Source organism: Photobacterium sp. Hal280 (assembly GCF_037162255.1).
Classification (GTDB): Bacteria; Pseudomonadota; Gammaproteobacteria; order Enterobacterales; family Vibrionaceae; genus Photobacterium.
Genome location: NZ_JARLUO010000005.1, coordinates 2,527,929 through 2,550,768, shown reverse-complemented (window position 1 = coordinate 2,550,768; position 22,840 = coordinate 2,527,929). Strand labels below are relative to the sequence as shown.

General features: G+C 49.7%; 20 protein-coding genes. 15 read left to right on the top strand and 5 right to left on the bottom strand.

The window, feature by feature from the left end:
- Positions 1 to 41: 41 nt before the first annotated feature.
- From radA to P4S53_RS20980, 7 genes are all read left to right on the top strand, one after another.
- Complete coding sequence (radA, locus tag P4S53_RS21010; protein ID WP_337114221.1) at positions 42 to 1,433, top strand: DNA repair protein RadA; 1,392 nt, start codon at positions 42 to 44, stop codon at positions 1,431 to 1,433.
- Positions 1,434 to 1,688: 255 nt separating this feature from the next.
- Positions 1,689 to 3,014 (top strand): iron-containing redox enzyme family protein, encoded by a 1,326-nt coding sequence (locus tag P4S53_RS21005; protein WP_337114220.1) that lies wholly within the window; start codon positions 1,689 to 1,691, stop codon positions 3,012 to 3,014.
- On the top strand, positions 3,015 to 3,326 hold the full coding sequence (locus P4S53_RS21000) for a Rieske 2Fe-2S domain-containing protein (RefSeq protein WP_337114219.1): 312 nt from the start codon (positions 3,015 to 3,017) through the stop codon (positions 3,324 to 3,326). It abuts the gene before it with no gap.
- Between the two features lie 11 nt (positions 3,327 to 3,337).
- Entirely contained in the window at positions 3,338 to 4,510 is a 1,173-nt protein-coding gene (locus P4S53_RS20995) for an MFS transporter (protein WP_337114218.1), read from the top strand.
- On the top strand, positions 4,500 to 5,738 hold the full coding sequence (locus tag P4S53_RS20990; RefSeq protein WP_337114217.1) for an ATP-grasp domain-containing protein: 1,239 nt from the start codon (positions 4,500 to 4,502) through the stop codon (positions 5,736 to 5,738). Before P4S53_RS20995 ends, P4S53_RS20990 begins: the two co-directional genes overlap by 11 nt.
- Complete coding sequence (locus tag P4S53_RS20985) at positions 5,731 to 6,015, top strand: 2Fe-2S iron-sulfur cluster-binding protein (protein WP_337114216.1); 285 nt, start codon at positions 5,731 to 5,733, stop codon at positions 6,013 to 6,015. The genes P4S53_RS20990 and P4S53_RS20985 overlap by 8 nt, the downstream gene beginning before the upstream one ends.
- A gap of 7 nt (positions 6,016 to 6,022) precedes the next feature.
- Complete coding sequence (locus tag P4S53_RS20980) at positions 6,023 to 6,508, top strand: YbaK/EbsC family protein (protein WP_337114215.1); 486 nt, start codon at positions 6,023 to 6,025, stop codon at positions 6,506 to 6,508.
- Positions 6,509 to 6,568: 60 nt separating this feature from the next.
- Here P4S53_RS20980 and P4S53_RS20975 read toward each other — a convergent pair whose 3' ends face one another.
- The 3 genes from P4S53_RS20975 to ettA form a co-directional block, all read right to left on the bottom strand.
- Positions 6,569 to 7,006, bottom strand: coding sequence for an Lrp/AsnC family transcriptional regulator (locus P4S53_RS20975; RefSeq protein WP_337114214.1), 438 nt, complete (start codon positions 7,004 to 7,006; stop codon positions 6,569 to 6,571).
- A gap of 364 nt (positions 7,007 to 7,370) precedes the next feature.
- On the bottom strand, positions 7,371 to 7,736 hold the full coding sequence (locus P4S53_RS20970) for a PilZ domain-containing protein (protein WP_337114213.1): 366 nt from the start codon (positions 7,734 to 7,736) through the stop codon (positions 7,371 to 7,373).
- 255 nt (positions 7,737 to 7,991) lie between these two features.
- A complete protein-coding gene (gene ettA / locus P4S53_RS20965) occupies positions 7,992 to 9,659 on the bottom strand; it encodes an energy-dependent translational throttle protein EttA (RefSeq protein WP_337114212.1) in 1,668 nt (555 codons plus the stop codon).
- Between the two features lie 242 nt (positions 9,660 to 9,901).
- Between ettA and sltY the strand changes: the two genes are divergently transcribed.
- Together sltY and trpR are read left to right on the top strand one after the other, a co-directional pair.
- The gene (sltY, locus tag P4S53_RS20960) at positions 9,902 to 11,839 is read left to right on the top strand and encodes a murein transglycosylase (RefSeq protein ID WP_337114211.1); all 1,938 of its coding nucleotides are present in this window, start codon (positions 9,902 to 9,904) and stop codon (positions 11,837 to 11,839) included.
- 116 nt (positions 11,840 to 11,955) lie between these two features.
- The gene (gene trpR / locus P4S53_RS20955) at positions 11,956 to 12,273 is read left to right on the top strand and encodes a trp operon repressor (RefSeq protein WP_337114210.1); all 318 of its coding nucleotides are present in this window, start codon (positions 11,956 to 11,958) and stop codon (positions 12,271 to 12,273) included.
- 110 nt (positions 12,274 to 12,383) lie between these two features.
- On the opposite strand, the gene yjjX is transcribed toward trpR, so the two are convergent.
- Together yjjX and P4S53_RS20945 are read right to left on the bottom strand one after the other, a co-directional pair.
- A complete protein-coding gene (gene yjjX / locus P4S53_RS20950; RefSeq protein WP_337114209.1) occupies positions 12,384 to 12,959 on the bottom strand; it encodes an inosine/xanthosine triphosphatase in 576 nt (191 codons plus the stop codon).
- Positions 12,960 to 13,079: 120 nt separating this feature from the next.
- Positions 13,080 to 13,721, bottom strand: a complete 642-nt coding sequence (locus P4S53_RS20945; RefSeq protein ID WP_337114208.1) for a helix-turn-helix domain-containing protein — start codon at positions 13,719 to 13,721, stop codon at positions 13,080 to 13,082.
- 824 nt (positions 13,722 to 14,545) lie between these two features.
- Between P4S53_RS20945 and P4S53_RS20940 the strand changes: the two genes are divergently transcribed.
- The 6 genes from P4S53_RS20940 to P4S53_RS20915 all read left to right on the top strand — a co-directional run bounded on the left by P4S53_RS20940 (position 14,546) and on the right by P4S53_RS20915 (position 22,678).
- Positions 14,546 to 15,766, top strand: coding sequence for an ammonium transporter (locus P4S53_RS20940; protein ID WP_337114207.1), 1,221 nt, complete (start codon positions 14,546 to 14,548; stop codon positions 15,764 to 15,766).
- A 202-nt stretch (positions 15,767 to 15,968) separates the two neighbouring features.
- Positions 15,969 to 18,398 carry a DUF3772 domain-containing protein gene (locus tag P4S53_RS20935; protein ID WP_337114206.1) on the top strand — a complete coding sequence of 810 codons (2,430 nt, stop codon included), beginning with the start codon at positions 15,969 to 15,971 and terminating at the stop codon, positions 18,396 to 18,398.
- 119 nt (positions 18,399 to 18,517) lie between these two features.
- The gene (locus P4S53_RS20930) at positions 18,518 to 19,246 is read left to right on the top strand and encodes a 4'-phosphopantetheinyl transferase family protein (RefSeq protein ID WP_337114205.1); all 729 of its coding nucleotides are present in this window, start codon (positions 18,518 to 18,520) and stop codon (positions 19,244 to 19,246) included.
- Between the two features lie 56 nt (positions 19,247 to 19,302).
- Complete coding sequence (locus P4S53_RS20925) at positions 19,303 to 19,509, top strand: hypothetical protein (protein ID WP_337114204.1); 207 nt, start codon at positions 19,303 to 19,305, stop codon at positions 19,507 to 19,509.
- Entirely contained in the window at positions 19,446 to 20,531 is a 1,086-nt protein-coding gene (locus tag P4S53_RS20920; RefSeq protein WP_337114550.1) for an MFS transporter, read from the top strand. Before P4S53_RS20925 ends, P4S53_RS20920 begins: the two co-directional genes overlap by 64 nt.
- A 230-nt stretch (positions 20,532 to 20,761) precedes the next feature.
- Positions 20,762 to 22,678: a TonB-dependent receptor domain-containing protein gene (locus P4S53_RS20915; protein WP_337114203.1), complete on the top strand. Its 1,917-nt coding sequence runs from the start codon at positions 20,762 to 20,764 to the stop codon at positions 22,676 to 22,678.
- Positions 22,679 to 22,840: the final 162 nt, after the last annotated feature.

Below are 22,840 nucleotides of genomic sequence, written 5' to 3'. Positions count from 1 at the left end.
GGCCCTTTTCGGTCACGGCTTGATGATGAAAAAGGGATACAATGGCGAAAACCAAAAGAGCTTACGTCTGCAGTGACTGCGGCGCCGATTTTCCACGCTGGCAGGGCCAGTGCAGTGCGTGTGCCGCCTGGAATACCATTACTGAATTTACGATCCCCAAAACGAAATCTGCCCTGGGCGCTGGTGGTGGCGGCGGTGCGGTCAGCAGTTATGCCGGCTCGGCGACCAAAGTGCAGACGCTGTCGGAAGTTGAAAGTAAAGATTTGCCGCGTTTCAGCTCGGGGATCTCAGAGCTTGACCGTGTACTGGGTGGCGGTATTGTACCGGGCTCTGTGCTCCTGTTGTGCGGTGATCCCGGTGCCGGTAAATCGACGCTGTTGCTGCAAAGCATCGGGGCGGTCGCGGAATCTCGTCAGGCGCTGTATGTGTCCGGTGAGGAGTCCATTCACCAGATTTCGCAACGGGCAAAACGCCTGGCGACGCCGAATATCGACAAAATACAGGTGGTGGCCGAAACCTCGGTCGAGCAGATCCTCAATCACGTGGTCGAGCAGAAAGTCTCTTTCGTGATCATTGACTCGATCCAGACGATGACCGTGGCGCACAATGAATCGGCGGCGGGCAGCCCGAGTCAGGTCAAAGAGTCGGCCGCGGCACTGACCCGTTTTGCCAAGACGGAAGGCGTGACCTTCATGATTGTCGGTCACATCAATAAAGACTCGAATGTGGCCGGTCCGATGCAGTTGATCCACATCGTCGATGGCTTGTTCGCCCTGTCATCGACGTCGGATGAAAAATTCCGGGTCTTACGCACCTCTAAGAACCGTTTCGGGGCCGATTCTGAATCCTGTTTCTTTGCCATGACAGAAACAGGCATGAAGCAGGTTAAAAACCCGTCTGCGATATTTCTCAGCCGCTCGAATAAAAATCACGCCGGTTCGGTTTGTACCACGCTCTGGGAAGGGACCCGCCCTTTGCTGGTGGAGATTCAGGCGCTGTGCAATCAGTCGATGACCGAAGTGCCGCGCCGCCTGAGTGTGGGGTACGATTCCAACCGGCTGGCGATGTCCATTGCCGTGCTGGCGCGGCATGGCGGGGTGATGCTGTCGGATATGGACATCTTTGTAAACTGTGTCGGCGGGATCCGGATCGAAGAGACCTCCGCGGATTTATCTGTGTTGCTGGCGATCTTCTCCAGTTTCAAAAACGCACCGATCCCACAGGATGTCTTGGTGTTTGGTGAAATCGGCCTGAATGGTGACATCCGTCCGTCTGCCAACGGGGTCGAACGGATTCGGGAAGCGGCCAAGCAAGGCTTTACCCGTGCGATTATCCCGAAAGCCAATGCAAGCCGCTCACTTCCCGGGATTGAGATCATGCCGGTTGAGGATCTGCAAGAAGCGCTGGCGGCGTTTGAACGGGTCGCTGTTTAAACCACGAACGCTTGTTATTCACCTGATTCCCCTGTCTGGCCGGTGGTTGTGTAAGGCGAACACAACCACCGGCTTTCGTTGCCGTTAGTCACAGCTATTAACTCCTGTTCAGGGGAATTAAAGGCTTACCGTTTTAAAGAAAATTCACACTTCAGGTGTTAATTTCACTCTGAAAAAAGTGAAATGCTCTTTATCTTTAGTCAATATTTTCAATCGCCCTGCAGTAAAATTGCCTCATTACATAGGAGGTAATACATGGCAATTGAATCATTTCTGAGCTGTTCTCATTTTAAAGATGCACCGAAAGATGTTTTTATGGCATCTCCTTATCAGCGTCCTTGTCGGCCACAGGATTTAAAGGCGCTGGATTTATCGAAACCGGTTGACCTTGATAAGTATTCTTCTAATGAGAATTTGTTGATTCAGCGTTCCATTTTAAACGCCTATGAATTAGATCTGGTTTTTCTGCCATTCAGTAAACCTGTCAACCTGAAGGAGTTCAAAACATTTTACTGTGATGAAAACTATAAGAATGCAGCAGCAGTACTGCCTTTTTTTGAACAGCTTGCATTTTCATCTCTGGAAAAAAGCATCAATGTATCAGGTCATTGGACCTTGCAAGACTTCGTTCAATATACGAAGACAAAAATAAAAGATGTTGCCAATAGTGAGTCAACACTTTATAAGAAAATAACAGGTTCGAAAGATCCTGAGTCAGCGGCTAGGTTTTTCTTTATCCAGTGTGCGGGTGACTTTCTTTCTGAAGCATCAGCGATGGCGCGTAACGTATTAGGAAATTATGGCTCTGCTACCTCTGAGCTATTTAAAGTACTGATCGATGAGTACGGTTACGGTGTACATGAGAAAAAACACTCCAGCATTTTTGAACGTATGATGAAAGATGTTGGATTAAATGACATGATTCACTATTACTGGCATTTTTATACGCCAGGTAGTTTATCTCTGATTAATTACTTTCATTACATTTCTAAAAACCACAGCCGATTCTTTAAATATCTTGGCGCACTTTATTATACAGAAGCGACATTGGCTTTTACGACCAAGAGTCAGTCCAAGATTGTTAACGATGTATTTAAAGGTCGGGTGAGTTCTCTGTATTTTGATGAACATAGTCATATTGATATTCATCATGGCAGAATGGCACTGGAAAAGATTATTATTCCTTTGGTTGAATTACATGGTGAACAAATCATCCCGGATATCTTATCAGGCTTTGAAGAGTTTGCTTCTTTGCAAGATATAGCTGACGAAGAGTTGTATCGCCATATTGAGGTACATGATTCGCTTGATGAACTGGTAGAAAAAGCGAAAAAGTACCCTGATGTGAGTGGTGCCGTTAAGTTTGAAGAAGTACTGGGTGAGGTGTCTGTATCACATATCCACAACAACGATGAACTGTTCATGGTTGATGAAGGGGAATTGGACCTTTATTTCTCACCCGATAAAGTAGTGAAAATGAAGGCGGGGGATAAAATCATCATTCCGTCAGGTATTCTGCATTTATCAAAAATCACATCAGATACATGTTGTTATTCTGTTAAACATATTGAGGTGGCATAAATGACGGTGATCTCTGTTGATTCAAGAAAAAATAACAGGCTAGCAGTGAACGAGAAAAATTTTTTCATTCAACGTGTAGAGCATGATGGCAAAGTGTGGGTATTACCGTCTGAATGCCCACATCGAGGTGGTCCGCTGCATCTGGGTAAACAGTGCGAAAAAACAGGTGCGATCGTTTGTCCCTGGCACGATAACAGAATTAGCATGCATTGCATCAAAAGAAGCTCATTGCCAGCAATATCCAATAAAGATTTAATTCATGTGGTGCTGCCAAATGATAACTATCGTATATGGTCAGAAAGAAAATTATAAAGGAATGGAAAATGAATAGTACATTATTAAAAACGTATCTATTGCTTGCATTTTCTGTTTTCCTGGATATGTCAATTCAAATTGTCATGATCTGGAAAATACTTGAAATCACAAGCTCTACAGTTTATATGGGAATGATTGTCAGTATTGGCGCAGTCACGCCATTTATTCTGAGTAAAATTATTCAAAAGAAAGATATCTTTTATAAGAAGTCGACCATCACAACGCTCAGGGCTGTTTTCTTTGCTTGCATGGTGACCGTTTTATATTTCGGTGCAACGGGTATGATTTACATCATATTTATGATTGCTGTTTTTTCCTCTTGCAATATGGTTTGCAGTATCAATACCTTTGAAGTGAAAAATTCCAGTTTTGTGAAAAGCAAACTGATTGAAGCCTCTAAAGCATCCAGAGTATTGCAGACAACGATTCAGTTTGGTGCTTTCTTTGGTGCATTGTTTGGAGGTTGGTACCTCAAGGCGATGGGTTTTGAAAATTTTATTCATTATATCGCCGTCATGTCTATTTTATTGTCAGTATCTTACCTGTTTGTTTCTGATGTAGATAAAGAAGATGCCGACGCAGAGAAAAGTAATCAGCAAGCGCTTTCCGGGAAAAGAGAACGCTTTGTTATCCAGGTTGCCTTGTCGGTTTTAACCGGCTTACATATCGGTGCGTTCAATACCTTCGTCCCAGTGTACTATCAGCTGTTCAGAGAGTGGGGGCCTGATATTCTGGGTTTTGCATCAGGGTTGGCGGGGATAGGCGCATTATGCGCGGCACTTCTTCCTCAGAATAAACGCGTTTATTTACTCAGTGCGGCACTGTTACTGGTCGGAGATATCGGCCTATTCTTTATGGATATGCCTTACTTATCTGTGCTGTTCTGTTTCTGTATTGGTTATGCGGTTAACTCTGTCAGGATTACATCTAGAACAGAAATTTTGAAATCTGATGCTGTTCAAAGTGATGTCAATAACGCTATCAGCCATTCTAATTACCTGTTTTATATTGTGTCTGGTACCGTTCCTATGCTGGTGACTCTGCTTTTGACTTATTTTTCATTCTCAAGCGAAGCCTATGGTGTATCACTGATATTGGTGGGTGTTTTTTCCGCTGTCGTCATCTTGCTGTTAACCCGAAGTAAAAAAACAATCACATTGGAAGGTGCATATGAAAAGTAAAGTATTGATAGTGAACCCTGCATCCAGCGGAAAAATGATCCGACCAAAATTGCAAGAAAGCAATATTCAATGTGATGTGTATTTTGACTCAGAACATGATCCCAAAGGCATGCTGGATACAATGAATATCGAGAATTATGATCAGAATGTCTCCGGTTTCAGTCTCGATGCGTTGAAAAATGAACATTATGATGCTGTGATTGCCGGATCTGAACTCGGTGTTGAACTGGCAGATAAGCTTGCCAGTGACTTAGGTTTACCAGGAAACTCACCGTTGACGACTGGACTGCGCCGAAATAAAAATGAAATGCAAGATGCATTGAAAAAAAACGGTTTGTCCTATATTCAGACATTCATGGTTGATATGGATGGTAAAGGGCTAAATGAGCTAAATGAAATCAAATGCAAAAAGTATATCATCAAACCTGTGAATTCTGCAGGTTCTGAAAACGTCTACTTCTGCAATAGCAGAGATGAGGTTATTAATAAAATATCTTCGTTGCCTTGGGGGAAAATAAACAGCACTGGAAAAAGAAATGACCAGTTTCTTGTTCAGGAGTTTATTGAAGGCGAGGAGTACGTTTTAGATCTGATAGTCAATGGAGACCAAATCGCTTTAGTGGCGATTTGTAAATACGTTAAAGGTCAGTCGGGTCATAATCCATTTGTTTATAATCGACTGGAACTATTAGATCCATATGACGCCGGGTTGGCGCCAATTCGTGAATATGCTGTTGCAGCGACCCGGGCGCTCGATATTACCTATGGTCTTGTGCATATGGAACTGATGCTGAGTCCGTCATCAGGCCCGGTCATGATTGAAGCAGCAACACGGATACACGGTGGTGTTGCGCCATCATTATTTGAAAGCTGTTATTCTCCCAGTTTGCTGGATACGATTGCTGCACTGGTGTCAGAGCAAAGCGTACCTGAACAAGATTCGCAGATAGTGAAGCAGGGAAGAGTATATTTTCATGTTAATCAATACCCTGCGAAATTTTCAGGTGTCGATGCCATCAGTGACGGTAAGCTAAGACGTATTCCATCATTGATTGATTATTTTGTCACCGTGAAAGAGGGGCAAGAATTACCGGCCACGGATGATTTGTTCACCTGCCCGTGTCTTGTGTGGTTAGCCAATAATAATGCTTTTGATTTAGAGTCTGATATTCAGGAAGTTGAGCATGTTCTGAATGGTGTATTTAACAAGGAGTTGATCAGTGCCTAAGCTAATCATTAAAGACACAGATGAAACGATAGAAGCAGAAGCAGGCACCCCTGTTTCAGAATTGTTTGAGTTTGATGGACTGAGAAGTGTTCCGTTTAATTGTATGCGTGGCATTTGTGGTTCTTGTGCCGTAAAACCGGTCACAAATATAGATCATCTCGGCGATGTACATGAGAATGAGAAAGGCACACTTGAGATTCTGGCTTTGTGTCCGGCTGAATACAGATTACTGTGTCAGTGTACCTTAGTCAGGGATTCAGAGGTTGAGTTAGCTTAAGGTAATTATGAATATATCTACTTTATATAATAACAATGTGAAGTTGTTTGAAATGTTAAATCTGGATTATCGTTCATATAAACATGAGCCTATACTGGATTATGAAACCGATCTGAAAGTTTCTAAAGAATTAGGCTGGACAGCAGCACCCAGTAAAAGCTTATTTCTGAAACGTAAAAGCGGCGGCTACTGTGTGTTTGTGACCCATAAAGAAAACCGTTTTGATCAGAAGAAGATTCGGAATGTGATTGGTGAGCGGGTTTCTATTTGCAACAATGAAGAAATGGAGACGATTACAGGCTGTATTCCCGGCGCGTTATGTCCTTTTGTTTTAGAACCATCGATCCCTATTATTTTAGATGTCTCTTTACTGGACCATAAAGAAGTGATGTTTACTCCGGCTGATCCCAGTTATACATTCATTGTTGAATCAGACTCATTGGTCAATGTGTTTGAAAGCTTAAACAATGAAATGTACTTTTACGCTAATTAAAGCTAATTAAAGCTAATTAAAGCTAATTAAAGCTAATTTAAATAGGGGCTGTTCAGCCCCTTATTCATGTTTAATGTCTAACACGGGAAGAATATGGATGGATTCAATACCGCCCATATCGATGATGAATTTTTTAATTTCATACAGTAGCGGAAGCCGGGTGCTGTTGATCCTGATCAGGCAGTCGAACTCACCGTATATAGATTCGAATTGAAAATCATAACCGGCACTTTTGAGGTGTTTGAAAATTTGTTTACAGTCGACGCTTCCGGATTTGATCAGCAAGTAAGAATGGATATCATCAGAAGGGGATAAACGCTGATCAAAGCAAGTACTGATTGTGAAGCCTGTTATGATGTTCTCCTGTATGAGCGATTGTATTCTTTTATCAACGGCACTGCGTGAGAGATTGACCTGTTCTGCAATTTTCTGGATACTCTCTCTTGAGTTACTTCTCAATAACTCAATAATTTTCATGTCCACTTTATCTAAATTCATGATGGTTACTAACTAGCCTAGCCTGGTGACTTTTTGATTCAAAAGAAACAGAAAGTGTTTGTAGTTATATTCTGCTTTTGATACTGGTTCATTCTCTGCTTTGCTTGACAAGCAACCGCATACTTACCATACACCTCAGGTATCTTGTCAATATGAACATTAACGATTATGTGAATAACGTGATAGGAAATGATCTCAGCAGAGAAATGACTGAAACGGCAGGGCGCAGTCGTGAGCCTGGTTAGGGTTACCTGAAGCCGTAACACATGCGAAACTAGCCTTGAAAAGGAAAATGGTGTCCTGTCTGCATCAAGGCTCTTTGCTGACCGGCGAGCGCGTCAGCACAGGTGAAACGCTGTGGGTTTCAGCCAGCAAGATCAGCAAGAAGTGCCAGTTCGCGATAAAGCAGCTCGTCATTACCCACGTTGAGTTCAATCAGGCGGCGCAGGTGAGAAATGCTGTCGATATCAATATTCACGATCTTCATCCGCAGACAGTGGCTGTCATGGGCGACCAGTTCAGTGACCATCGTCATATGAATCTCTGTGTCATGCAGGGTGACATCGACTTCAAACGGGGCGTTGTCATCCGGCTGCCAGTGTTCAGGCATGCTGAGCAGAATACCATGCAGTGAGATATCCCGAACATCAGCAGACCAGTGTGACTGAGCCTGGCGCACCCGCGCCAGAGCCTGATAAACAATACGGATAAACTGGCGTCTTTCGTTCATAGTCTGTGATTACCTGTATGAGCCTATATTGTCGAGTTTAGGGGCAGTTGGCTTTTTGGGGCTGATTTTTTCTGTGTTGATGCGATGTAAGGTTACAGCACAGCCCCTCTGCGAAGGGATCGAGCTTGTGCTGGAACAGCCCTGACTCTGATGAAACAGGCGACTTTGATGATTTGCTTATTAAGTAATCACGCAATAAAAAGGCTGCCTAAATGGCAGCCTGAGTGACGTGATTGCAAATCTGTCCGGACAGACTTATTTGGCAATACGCTTGTACTTAATCCGGTGCGGCTCTGCAGCCTGCGCGCCCAGTGTTTTCTTCAGCCAGTCGGTATATTCGCTATAGTTACCTTCGAAGAAATTCACCTGGCCTTCATCGCGGTAGTCCAGAATGTGGGTCGCGATACGGTCCAGAAACCAGCGGTCGTGCGAGATCACCATGGCGCAGCCAGGGAATTCCAGCAGCGCTTCTTCCAGTGCACGCAGAGTTTCTACGTCCAGGTCATTGGTTGGCTCATCGAGCAGCAGGACGTTGCCGCCGGCTTTCAGCAGTTTGGCCAGGTGAACACGGTTACGTTCACCACCAGACAGCTCGCCAATGCGTTTTTGCTGATCGCTGCCCCGGAAATTAAAGCGGGACACATAAGCACGCGCCTGAATCTCGAAGTTGTTGATGCGAATGACATCGTTGCCTTCAGAGATTTCCTGATACACAGTATTGTTATCATTCATGCTGTCGCGGAACTGCTCCACAGAGGCCAGTTTCACTGTGTCGCCCAGTTCGATCGTGCCCGCATCGGGCTGCTCTGAGCCGCTCAGCATCTTGAACAGGGTCGACTTACCGGCACCGTTGGCACCGATAATGCCCACGATGGCGCCTTTAGGCATGCTGAAAGACAGGTTATCGATCAGCACACGGTCACCAAAGGATTTGGTCAGGCCGTTGACTTCGATTACTTTGTCGCCCAGACGATCACCCGGCGGGATGAAGAGTTCGTTGGTTTCATTCCGCTTCTGATGATCTGAGGTATTCAGCTCTTCAAAACGGGCCATACGTGCTTTGGATTTGGCCTGACGACCTTTCGGGTTCTGGCGTACCCACTCCAGCTCTTTCTCAATGGTTTTCTGACGCGCTTTCTCCTGAGAGGCTTCCTGTTTCAGACGGGCGTCTTTCTGCTCCAGCCAGGACGTATAGTTACCCTGCCATGGAATGCCTTCACCACGGTCCAGTTCCAGAATCCAGCCGGCGGCGTTGTCCAGGAAGTAACGGTCGTGCGTAATCGCCACGACTGTGCCGGTGTAATCAACCAAGAAGCGCTCCAGCCAGCCAACGGATTCGGCATCCAGGTGGTTCGTGGGTTCGTCGAGCAGCAGCATGTCCGGCTGTTCCAGCAGCAGGCGGCAGATTGCCACACGGCGGCGTTCGCCCCCCGACAGTAGTTTGATCTGAGCGTCCCACTCCGGCAAGCGCAACGCATCCGCAGCACGCTCCAGCGTGTTGTCCAGATTGTGGCCGTCTTTGGCCTGAATCAGGGCTTCCAGCTCACCCTGCTCTTTGGCAAGGGCATCGAAATCGGCATCTGGTTCCGCGTAAGCAGCATATACAGCATCCAGGCGGGTCAGGGCGTTTTTCACATCGGAGACGGCTTCTTCAACCACTTCACGCACTGTCTTGCTTTCGTCCAGTACCGGCTCCTGCGGCAGATAACCGACATTCAGGCCGGGTTGCGGGCGGGCTTCCCCTTCAATATCGGTATCGATACCCGCCATGATGCGCAGCAGGGTGGATTTACCAGAACCGTTCAGGCCCAGGACACCGATTTTGGCGCCAGGGAAGAAACTTAATGAAATATCTTTCAGAATCTGTCGCTTAGGTGGCACAACTTTGCTCACTCGCGACATGGTATAGACGTATTCAGCCATTTCCGTAGGTCATCTCTAATGATTGGAGAAAGGGGTATTTTAACCATTCTGGCCCTAAGTTTAACAGCAATGTCTCACAATGACGGTTAAGATGAATACATGACCTTCACCGCAGGTTTTCGTTATTGACCGGAGCCTGACCCGGGGCTGACGTTGATGCGGGGATGGGGCGCTAGGATGACAGTGTCAATGAAACGTGCTGATTTTTAATCTGAGTGAAGCTGGAGCTAGAAAGAGTATATATGCAGTCTGAAGCCGTTAAGCACCGTTATAGCCGTTGGATTCTGGGCCTGGGAGTATGGGTGCTGTTAGGAGGAAGCGTGGCACAGGCCGCCTCGCTGGAAGAGCAAAGAGAATGGTATGAAGCTGCGAAAGATGCGCTGGAACGTAGTGATCTGGCCACGTATCAACGCTATCGCGGCAGGCTCAATGACTATCCGCTGACCCCTTATCTTGATTACCGCCAGTTTCAGGACAATCTGGAAAAGCGTTCCCCTGCTGAAGTGAGCGCATTCATCAAAAAATTTCAGGATCTGCCTTTCACCATCAAGTTGGGTTATGCCTATCAGGATGTGCTGGCGGAAGCTAACCGCTGGCAGGATCTGGTGACCTTTCAGACTGAGCCGCCTTTCAGGGAAAGTTATCAGTGTCAGTATTATCTGGCACTGAGCAAAGTGGGCCGTAAGAAAGAAGCCTGGCAGGGTGCACAGTCACTCTGGCTGACCGGCCAGTCGCTTGACGATGATTGTGATCCTATGCTGGATGCCTGGGCAAAAGCCGGAAAACGCACCAACTCGCTGATTCTCGATCGCATGCTGCTGGTGTTTGAAGCCGGCAATCAGGGGCTGCTGAAATATCTCGATAAACAACTGACAGGCAGCGCCAGAAAAGACGGCGATACGCTGCTCGCGTTGTTTGCCAAACCGCAGGGTGTGGCCGAGTTCGCCAAAAAAAGCAAAGTGACTGACTATAACCGGCAACTGACGGTGGCGGCTTATCAGCGGCTGGCAAGCGCCGATACCAAAGAAGCCCTGGGCCAGTTAGAGCGGGTAGCGGACGGGCAAAAACTGGATGCAGCGCAGAAGCAGTCACTGGCAGATTATACAGCGTCACGACTGATGGATACCGAGGACGCTGATCTCATCCGCTGGCGCGATGCCATTTTGCGCAAAAGCAGCGATGATGGTTTGATTGGACGACGCATTCGTCTTGCCCTTCGTAATGGCAACTGGACCGAAGCGCAGGCATGGATACCGCAACTCTCGGCCGAAGAGCAGAACACGCTGCGCTGGAAGTTCTGGCAGGCGCATTTGCTGGCTAAAACCGATCCTGTGGTTGCCAAGCCGAAATACCAGGAATTACTGGGTGAGCGGAATTTTTACAGTGCCGCAGCCGCCACTGTGCTGGGCGAAGAAATCGACTTTCCGGTGGAATCCCTGGGAGAAGAAGAACAGGATGTGACCCCTTATCTGCCGGCGTTGAAGCGAATTGAAGAAATGATCGCTCAGGATAAGGTGTTTGATGCCAACCTGGAGTGGTGGTATCTGATGAAAGATCTCGATCCGAAAGCCATCTGGCCGCTGGCGGGTTACGCAGATAAGCAACACTGGCACCATCTGACGGTGCAGGCCACTATTTATGGCCGGATGTGGGAGCACCTGTCGTTACGTTTCCCGCTGGCATTTGCTGAGACCTTCAAGTCATTCGGTCAGCAGCGTGAGCTTTCTGTGACGACTATGATGGCACTGGCGCGTCAGGAAAGTGCGCTGAATCCGCAGGCAATGTCGCCGGTAGGTGCCCGCGGGCTGATGCAACTGATGCCCGCCACAGCCAGAGAGACAGCCGGTAAGCTGAACTATAAATACGCGGGCAGCAACAGTCTTTTTGAGCCTGAGGTTAACATTCGTCTTGGCAGCGGATACCTGAAAATGATGCTGGAACGTTACGACAACAACCGGATCTTTGCTTTCTCGGCGTACAATGCCGGACCGGGCAGGGTCACCAGCTGGCGAAAAATCAGTGATAGCAAACTGGATGCCTTTGCCTTTATGGAAACCATCCCTTTCGGCGAAACGCGTGGTTATGTCCAGAATGTGCTGATGTTTGAAGTCTACTACGACAAATTGACCAATCAGCCGATTCAGTTACTGACCACAGAGGAACTGAACACTAAGTATTGAGACAAACTGCTGCTATAGGTTTGGTGGAAGGCTGTGGTTCAGGGTAGAATCCGGACAGAATTAATACGCCTGTGTGGGTTACGAACGACTAGCGCAGGCAATTTTTGAGGAAAACCATGTCAACCAAAGCCGATACGCCGGACTTTTCTGACTGGCAGCAAATAGTCTCTCTGTTCCGCCAGGCCTCTGCTGAAGGCAAAGATGAGTTACTCCTTCGCCTGCTGTTAACCCCGGATGAGCGTGAATCGCTGATCGCCCGGGTGAATATTTTCCATGAATTGCTGAATGGTGAGCGTAGCCAGCGTAAAATCAGCGAGTTATTGGGCGTTGGTGTGGCGACAATCACTCGTGGCTCCAACGAACTGAAACACCACGATGCGGAGATCCGCGACTGGTTAGCTGAATTCCTGTTGAAACAGCAGCCGAAAGGCTGAAGGACCTTGTCACCCCCTCCTGACCTCCCCCTTGAAAAGGGGGAGGGATTATACAGAACTCACTGAAACCACCAAGATTCCTTTCCCTTGGTCAATCTGCGAGAGCAAGATTACTTTTGTGCAAACTCAGCGGCTGTCTGATCGTACAGTCCCGGGTTCATGAAAGGGATCAGGGCCAGAATCAGAGCCTGCTGGTACACACTGCTGCGGCTGAGCTTGTGTTCAGTAAGCATCGCGATAGCGCCACCTTGCTGCTTCACATTCTGCTGCTGAAACATATCATCCATCACATCCCCCAGTTCTTCTCCGTCATGCAGACGGGCCAGCGCTTTGGGCGGCAGAGGCAGAGAGGCTGAACGGGATTCACCCCGCAGATTGCCGTTCTCGATCACCATCCAGGCAAATGTCGCACAGCCATCAAGTCCGGCTTCCAGACTGACGTAATAGTCCGCGCCAGGCTGCAGTTCCCGGGCATGGACGACCCGGTTACGGGCACCGTTCAGGGTTTCTTCGGCACACATTGGCTGTGCTCTGACGCCGCTCTCTACGGCCACACCGCTAATTTGCAGGGCTTGTGCCGGGAATGCCTGGTGGAAGGCGTTTTCTACTGCCCGGATTTTAGCCGGGTTTGCCGAGGCGACAATAATGCGAGTCTGGCGCTCTGGTACTGGATTGGTGGTGGGCATGATGGGCTCCTTCAGTTCACGTCGTTATTGTACGGATTGGAAGGGCGCTGTCACCCCTGACGGGCGTCTGCAAGCGCATAAGCTAATCAGGGGGAGGCGGCAGGATCACCAGCGGGGCAATCAGATGCGGTCGAATGACCAGTCGGACTGAATAATGTAACCGTGGATCTTGAACTCGTCGTGGTTGACAAACAGGTTCGGAAAATCCGGCTGGGAAGTGGAAAACACCACGCCATCTGCCAGTTGGGTCATGTGGTAGAAATCGGGCTCGCTGCCACGTACCGAGGCAAATACCGGCTGTTTCGGACGATAAGGGGCTTTGCGTGTCGCCAGCGCATAGCTGCCCAGCGGCGCACACTGCGCGATGTTTTCGTTATCGACCAGCAGGCCAAGGCAATCATCGCGATCCAAATGATGCGGGATCGCCCGCTTGCTCAGCACGTCGACTTTGCCGCCATCGCGATAGGACAGGTAGTCTTTGCGATGAATAATCGGAATGTAAGTCGATGTCGAGTTGTGACCCGTTTCGTGACTGATGGCCGTTGTGGCCTGAGTGCCTGAATCAATCTGTCCGGTCAGCAAGTAGCTGATAGAGGTGTTCAGGGTTTCAGCAATTCTTTCCAGCTCACGTACCTCAATGCCGTATTTGCCTGACAGTTTACGGCTCATGGTGCCTTGTTGCAGGCCCAGTGTTTCGCCAAGCTGTTTCTGGCTGATTCCCTGAATCTTTGCCAGGCGCTTAATCCGCTCTAAATATTCCATATGAATGGCTTCCCGCTCGCAGTAAAAAAAGAATGCGAAAGGCATTCGCAAAAGTCATAAATTATTTTACTGATATCCTTGTCTAAAGGTTTTACTCAAGCTGAAAAGTGCGATGGATTTCGTTAAAGGAATATACATTTGCACTGAGTTGGGTAAAAAAAGGGACAATTTTTTTCAGTAAAATAAGCCAGTAAGAAAAAACAACGCCAGCTGCTGACAAAAGTAACATATCAGTTCCGACCAAGAAATAAGGAAACTGCATGCGATTGAGGGTTTTATGCATATTTTATGATATGCAACCCAAGGTTACACAGGATTTCTTAAAAATATGAAGAATGGAAGAAAGGGGAGTGGATTCATGATGCAAATGAAATCGATTTCATCCCTGTGGTGAATATGTGCACTCTATCAATAAAAACGGTGAATATTATTCCTTCTGAGTATATTTCCCGGTTGCCTCGGCCAATCAATAAAAGAGGCTGTTCAGAATCCGGGCTGGCGGAAGTGGATAAGACTCAGCTGCCGGACCGGATAACCTTTCGCTGTTTCACCAGTATTGAGCACGAAAAGGCGTACAAGTTGCACCATTGTGGATCGAACAGCACGGTATTGGTGCACAAGGCTCGGGTGTTCCGGGCAGACAGCAAAGCACACCATTTTTTGTTATTGATTTTCAATCACTTAGTTTTGCTGACGAATTTAGCAGTTAGTGAGTCAAATTGGAACAGTTATTGCTTGCCTCTTAATCATGATTGATTCGCCCTAATTTGGGGCTTGTGGTGATTTTTTGCACATATTTTGTGCGCGACTTAGGGAAGAGTTCGATGACTGAATCTATGACACAGGTGACGGGGGCCGTGCAGGCCCTGACGCAAAGTGCGGACACTTTGTTCCTGCTGCTGGGCGCCATCATGGTGTTTTTGATGCATGCCGGTTTTGCGTTTCTGGAAGTGGGCACGGTACGGCAGAAAAATCAGGTCAACGCGCTGGTGAAGATATTGGCTGATTTTGGTGTATCGACCATCGCTTACTTCTTTATCGGCTACTGGCTGGCCTATGGCGCCACCTTTTTTGCCGATGCAGAAACCTTATCGGCCGGTAATGGCTTCGCCTTAGTCAAATTCTTCTTCCTGCTGACCTTTGCCGCCGCGATCCCGGCGATCGTCTCCGGCGGCATTGCGGAGCGGGCCCGCTTCAACCCTGTACTGATCTCGACCTTCTTTATTGTGGGCCTTGTGTACCCGTTATTTGAGGGCATGATCTGGAACGGCAATTTTGGTCTGCAGGCGTGGTTTGAAGGCCAGTTTGGCGCCGCTTTCCATGATTTTGCCGGCTCAGTGGTGGTGCATGCGGTCGGCGGCTGGATTGCACTGGTGGCGGTGATGCTGCTGGGGATGCGCAAAGGGCGGATCCGGGCCGGTAAACACACGAACTTCGCGCCGTCTAACATCCCGTTTCTGGCATTGGGCGCCTGGATTTTAAGTGTCGGCTGGTTCGGCTTTAACGTGATGTCGGCGCAGTCGATCAACGGTGTCAGCGGACTGGTTGCCGTCAACTCGCTGATGGCGATGGTGGGCGGGATTCTGGCCGCCGTGGTGCTGGGTAAAAATGACCCCGGTTTTATTCATAACGGCCCGCTGGCCGGGCTGGTCGCTGTGTGCGCCGGTTCGGATCTGATGCATCCGCTGGGGGCGCTGATCACCGGTGTGGTGGCGGCTGCTATTTTTGTCTGGCTGTTCACTTACCTGCAAAACCACACCAAAATTGATGATGTGCTCGGTGTCTGGCCGCTGCATGGCATGTGCGGAGCCTGGGGCGGTATTGCGGCTGGTATCTTTGGCCTGCAATCGCTGGGCGGATTAGGCGGAGTCAACTTTATCGTCCAACTGCTGGGTACTGTGATAGGCATCGCGATTGCGCTGGCAGGCGCGTTGATCGTTTACGGCCTGGTGGACAAGCTCTCGGGCCTGCGCCTGAGCGAAGAAGATGAGTTCAACGGCGCAGATCTGGCAATCCACAAGATCAGTGCCACCAATTTAGAATAGAACCACTTAGCTTATCAATGATCGAATGCCGCCTGGTGCGGCATTTTTTTATGTGAGGTATTCAGTGCGTGAATGAAGGCAAAACCGTTCACTGTCACTTTGGGGCTGGTGACAGTGAACGACCGGGATTTCTTACTCTTATGACGACACCATTCGCTGCGATTGCTTAAGCTCAGTCTGTGTTTCTGTGCTGGGTTCAAGCATGCAGCAACGAATAGGGTCAGGTCAGTGGCATCGACTGATCGCAGCCGCCTTGAGCGGTCTTTTTGTCATCCTGCTTCAGGGGATACTGAGTGCCAGTGTGGTCAGCGCAGAAGCCCCTGAGCTGAAAGCGCTGCACCAAAAGGAGCCCTTTGCCAGCTGGGATCGCACCGCATCAGAAGCGCGAGTGCTGCTGCAGGACAAAACCGCAGAGACCACTCAACTAGAGCGCATTCGCGCAACCCTGGCTGAACAGCGGGGTGAAGCTTATCAGATATCACAAGACAAATCGGTGGATGTCCGCTGGCTGGAAGCGCAAATTAAATCCCTGGGTCCGGAACCGAAGGCCGGGGAAAGCGAACCTGAGGTCATTGCCAGCCGTCGCGCCGAGCTGGAAAATGAGCTGGCAACTGCCAGCGCGCCGATTTTTCTGGCTGATGCAGCGTATGAGCGGGCCAACCTCCTGGTGGGCGAAGTCGACAAGGTGATCCGCCAGAACCTGTCCGCAAAATTGCTCGATAAAAGCCCGACGCCGTTATGGCCGGGGCGCTGGGGAGAGGCGCTGAGCGAACTGAAACAGTATGTCAGCGTGTTAGGACAGCAGTTTCACGCTGTCAGGCAAGATCCGCAACAAGCCCGTGAGATGAGTGCATCTATCACTCCGTTTCTGGTGTTTATGGCGTTCGCTCTCCTGACCATGCTGGTAATACAGCCTTGGGTGATCAACCGGCTGGACAGATTCAGCCAGAGCCTGACCAAGAAAAGCCAGATTCTGATCTGCAATGTATTCTCAACATTACTGAGGCTGTTCTTTCCTTTGCTCACTGCGTTCCTTTTAATTGTGGCAATCGGCCAGCTGAAGCTGCCTTTACCGTCTGTCAAAGCGACGATCAGCGCACTGGCGGGCGCGGCTGTGTATATTGTGGTCAGCCATTGGCTGGGGTTTCTGATATTCCGGCCTAATGCAGCAGAACAGCGAATTATCCATCTCGATGACGTTTCAGCCCGGCGTGGCATGCGGATCTGTCAACTGCTTGGGATTTTCCTTGGTCTGATTATCCTCTTAACGGCAGTCAAAACGGATCATGCCTTTTCAGCGGCCAGTTCGGCATTTTTGACCTTGCCTGTGATCGTGTTCGGCAGCTGGCTCATGTGGCAACTGGCGCAGGTCTTAAGCAAGGCTGCTATGAAAACCGATGAGGCCGACGCGCAAAGTGATCAGGCCAATCATGTCAGCCGCGGTGTACTCAACACGCTGGTCTGGTTGATGAAAGCCTCCAGTATCCTCAGCGTGGTGTTTGTCTGTGTCGGCTACGACAGCCTGGCGCGGCAGGCCATTATACCTATGGTGATGTCCATTGCGCTGATTGCCTTTGCCATGGTCATTTACTACGGCCTGCTGAATGTCATCAACCGGATCATGGGAGGTGATAATGGGCAAGACACCGAAGCGAGTGTCAGCGAAGGGCTGTTACCCATCGTGCTGATTGTCATGATGTTCATGGTGTTTGCCCCTATGCTGGCACTCACATGGGGCGCCCGGCTGACCGATATCGCAGAAATCTGGCGGCTCTTGTCCGATGGCGTTGAGCTGGGGGATGTCCGTATTTCTCTGGACGTGATCATTACGTTTCTGGTGGTGGTGTTTGTCGGTGTGCTGCTCACGCGCTGGATTCAGCACGTCATGCGTCATTCCGTGTTGCCGAAAACCAAGACCGACCCCGGCGCACGAACCGCGATTGTGACAGGGCTGGGTTATGTGGGGTATACCTTGGCGATGATAATTGCCGTATCAGCGGCGGGGCTGAATTTATCCAGCCTGGCAGTGGTGGCCGGAGCATTGTCGGTCGGGATTGGTTTTGGCCTGCAGACCATCGTCTCGAATTTTGTCTCCGGTATTATTCTGCTGATCGAGCGGCCGATCAAAGAGGGAGACTGGATCGAGGTTTCCGGTTATTCGGGCTTTGTCCGTAAGATAGCCGTCCGATCAACGCGAATCGAAACCTTTGATCTGCAGGATGTGGTGGTGCCCAACTCGGATCTGATCGCCGGTATCGTGAAAAATATGACGCTGCGATCCGACCATGGCCGATTAATCGTCCCGGTTGGTGTGGCCTACGGCAGCGATCTCAATACCGTCAAGCAAGTGTTGCTGGCGGCGGCCCAAAAGCATGGCATGATCCTCAGCTATCCCGAACCGACCGTTGTCTTCACCGAGATGGCCGACAGCGCATTGCTGTTCGAGCTTCGTTGCTTTGTCCGCGACATCAAACAGTACATGATTATCAAATCCGAACTGTTGTTCGACATTTATCAAACGCTGACTGATCAGGGCGTCAGTATCCCCTTCCCACAACGTGATGTGAGTATCAAAGGGCTGGAAAAATTACTGAAGGTGTGGGAAGAGAAAAAAGCGGAATCGGGTGACTGAGCGGTGAGTCTTACATGTTGCACCGGCGATCTGCGGGCATCAACCCAATAAAGGATTGTGTGGCAGCATCGCAATCATAATAATGACAGCCATTGTTCTTTGGTATGGCTTTGCTTTTTATGATGATTCCGTCCGTTTTCTTTCAGCCGCTGCACTCAGTCACTTTGCCCGGATGTGGCACCGAAGTGTTACTGGCCGGGTTTGATCTGCACCATTACTCGCCGTCCCTGTTCAGCCAGCTTGGCGTGAAAATGCCTGACGCATTAAGCCGGGCGGTGCCAAAGCGGCAGGCGGAATTTCTGGCCGGCCGTTATCTGGCGCAGCAACTGCTGAAAGAGCGGGGAATCGCACCGGTCGAGATAGCGGTTGGCGACAACCGTGCACCTGTCTGGCCGCAGGGGCTGACCGGCAGCATCAGCCACCATGATCAGCTGGCCGCCTGCGTGATTTGTCCCCGGCACCATGAGCAGGCCGGTGTCGGTTTGGATATTGAGCTACCAGTGAACGCGGATATTGTACCGGGCATGCAAGGGGTGGTCGTCAATGAGCAGGAGCAGGCCAGGCTGGAAACCGATGAACAAAATGCTATCTGGCTGATGACCCTGATGTTTTCTGCCAAAGAAAGCATTTTTAAAGCCTTGTATCCGCAAGTGCAGCGCTATTTCGATTTTCTGGATGTCGCATTTCTGGGGATGAACGATCAGTGGCTGTATTTTGAGTTGAACACAGAGCTGGCCGCGTCTTTGCCTGCCGGCCGGCAAGGAAAGGTGTACTACACCAAAATGGGAGAATCTGTCCTCACCTTTACCCATTCTGAGTATTTTACTGATAATAATTATCATTATTGAGTTTGTCCCGATCGGCAGTTACAATCGCTTTCTTTTTGCGGATGGATCGTGTCGTCATGGACAGTAACACGCTGAATGCGAAGTCAGTTTTAAGACTTGCGCTGCTGATTAATATGCTCTCGGTCGGGACCCTGATGATGGTGATGCCGCTGGGGCCCGATTTAGTGCGGGATATTGGGTTGCAAGGCGAGCACATCGGATACATCAGCGGTGGTGCAACATTCGGCTCCGCGATCATTGGTTTTTTCTTGCGCCTTTCTTAGACCGTTATGACCGCCGGGCGGCACTGACACTGTTTCTTCTGCTGCGCTCTGTGCTGATTGCGCTATGCGGGCTGGCAACCACGCCGGAGCAACTGCTGTTGCTGTTTATTGCCGCAGGCTGTTTCTCGGGCCCGCTCAGTGGATTGATCATGGCCTCCGTGCTGGATGTCACCAAAGTGGCGGAGCGGGGCAGGGCGATGGCCTTTGTGGCCAGCGGGTTTTCGCTGGCGGCGATCATTATTGTCCCGGCTTCTTTGCTGCTGGCACAGTGGCTGAACTGGCAGATGACTTTCTTTTTCTTTGGTGGCATCGGCCTGATCCTGGCCGTCGCGGTACGGATCTGTATGCCGTCGCTGGTACCACTGAAGCAGACTTCGGCGCAACCGATCCCTCAGTCAGACGGCTTGTCCGGGATGATCTGCTCAATGCCCTTCATTCTGGCGATGGCGATGATGGGGATCAGCCTGTTCGGGCATTTCCTGTTAGTGCCGAACCTGTCGGCTTATTTCCAGTTCAACCTCGGTTTCCCGCGTGACGAAATCAGTTACCTGTACCTGCTGGGCGGGATCATGAGCATACTCGCCATGCGCTACAGCGGCAGGATGATGGATAAAGGCTCGGGTCAAACGGCCTTGTTTGGTCTCAGTGCGATTGTGGCGGCTGTGGTGTACTACGGCTTTGTCAGCGACAGTTCGGACAAATGGGTCTATCTGATTTTTATGATTCTGATGGCCTCCAGCTCGGCGCGCAGTGCGGTGCTGGCAGCATTCACCTCCAGAGTGCCACCGCCGCAGTACCGGGCGGCTTTTATGACCTATCAGTCTACGATGTCGAACCTAGCCGCCGGTGCCGCCAGCATCATGGGCTCGGTATACCTGACATCCGGCCCGGCGCATCAACTGCTCGGGCTGGATACGCTGGCAACGGCCACGATAGTCAGCGCGATTGCCGTGCCATTGCTGGTCTGCTGGTTTATCCCTTCGCTCAAGCAGGCTCAGGTTTCACAACAGGCTCCGGGTTAATCCCGGAGTTTTTTTATCTCTTTTATTCTCCGCGCCAATACTCCCTGAAGTGCTTATAAAAACATCATTTTTATAAGTAATCAGTCTCAGTCTTTCCGTTGCACTTGAACGCGAATAAAAAAAGTTATCAATTCGATTGAACTTTTGTTGACGCTGATAATAACAATAATTATCATTTGCGCCATTGTTATTAATGGAGTGTTGAAATGTTTCAGCAACAAGGAGATAGTGTGATCAAGTTAACTCGTTTGAACCGGGCTTTATGTGTTGTCGGTATGGTCTCTTCATTTACGGCGATGGCCGAAGTGGCCAACAAAGAAGTGATGGTGGTGACGGCGAGTCAGACGGAACACCCTGAATTAACGGCTCCTGCTTCTGTGTCTTATATCACGCGTGAAGAACTGGATAACCTGGTGGTCAATGATGTCGGCGAAGCGATCAAAAAGCTGCCGGGTATCAACATCAATCCAGGCACCTCTTACGGCCGGAATGAAATCAAAATCCGTGGCCTGGGTGCAGACTACACCTTGCTGCTGATCAATGGTCGTCGCATTAACTCTCGTGATGGCCTGCTCAGCGCCTACGGCAACGACTTTGACCTGTCCAGCATTCCGATGTCCGCGGTTGAGCGGATTGAAGTGATCCGCGGCCCGATGTCATCCCTGTACGGTGCGGATGCACTGGGCGGCGTGGTGAACGTTATCCTGCGCAAACCCACCGAGGAAACGCAAGGTTCTGTCGGTTACCAGTTTGACGGTATCACTGAAGGCTCAGGCGGCGACACCCATAAACTCAATGCTTATGTCAGCGGTGCGCTGATCCCGGAAACCCTGCTCGGTAACCTGATCGTTGAAAAAAGCGATCGTGATGCCTGGCGCACGGATAAATCGGTCAACCCGGATACCGATGTGCTGGAAGAGCGTGATGAGCTGAACCTGTACTCCAACCTGAAGTGGCTGGTGAACGAGCAGCAGGATATCGATCTGGATTTGATCTACAGCAAAGATGATCGTGATGCAGACTGGAACAATTGGGGTACGGCGGTTAACAACGTGCAGGAGATGGCGCGTTATAACGTTGCGCTGACCCATTACGGTTACTGGGCCAATTTTGATTCCCGCCTGCGTTACAACCTGGATATGTCTGAGCTGAGAGATGACTCAGAACTGAACGGTGCGGTCGGTAATATTGATCAAACCAATAATACCGTGGACGGGCAGCTGTCCGGCTACCTGGGGGATCACCTGCTGACCGGCGGTGCGGAATACCGGGATACCAAGCTGAAGAATAACCTGACTCTGAACACGGATTCCGTGAACTACAGCCAGGCGGCCGTTTACCTGCAGGACGAGTTCTCGCTGGGCAATCTGGCCCTGACCCTGAGCGGCCGTTATGACGATCACGAAGTGTACGGCGGTGAGTTCAGCCCGCGTGCCTATGCGGTTTATAAAATCAGCGACAGCTGGGTCGTCAAAGGGGGCGTGGGTAAAGCTTTCAAAGCACCGAGCCTGAACCAGTACAGTGATTCTTACTCAGTCCTGGCCTGCCGTGGCGCTTGTAGCGTGGTCGGTAACCCGGATCTGAAAGCAGAAACCTCGCTGAGCTATGAGCTGGGCACCAGCTATGAAGCCGCTCGCTGGGGCGCCGGTCTGACATTGTTCCAGAACGACATTGACGACATGATTCAGGCTGAAAACTGGGACCGCGTCAGCACCGAGCTGAGCTACTTCAATGTGGCGGAAGCGGAAGTGAAAGGCGTGGAAACCATGGCCTGGGTGGATATCACAGACACGGTGAGCCTGTCGGCGAACTACATGTACACCAGTGCGGAAGACAAGGACACCAAAAAAGATCTGATCCTGACGCCAAGCCATACCGCCAATGTTCAGCTTGACTGGCAGGCAATGGATAACCTGTATGCGTACACTTCGTATCAGTACACAGGCTCTCAGTATGTCCGTTCAGGGGAGAAACTGTCGGCATACGGCACCATGGATCTGGGCGCACGCTATGAAGCGATTCAGAACCTGAATCTGAAATTGGGTGTCACTAACCTGACCAACGAAGAGCGTGACGCCGCCGCGACAAAACTGGATTACATCCTGAAAGCCCGCAGCGTGTATGCAGGCGTTTCATACGATTTCTGATAACAACATCAGTCAGGACCACCTGACACCAAAAAGAGCCAATGTCCATTGGCTCTTTTTTCCCTGCAAAAGCAATGTGATGTCACTTTCTAACCATTAAAGCCCTAACGAATTAACACTCAATCAGCCAGTTTACGATGTGTCATAAGCTGCACATATTCT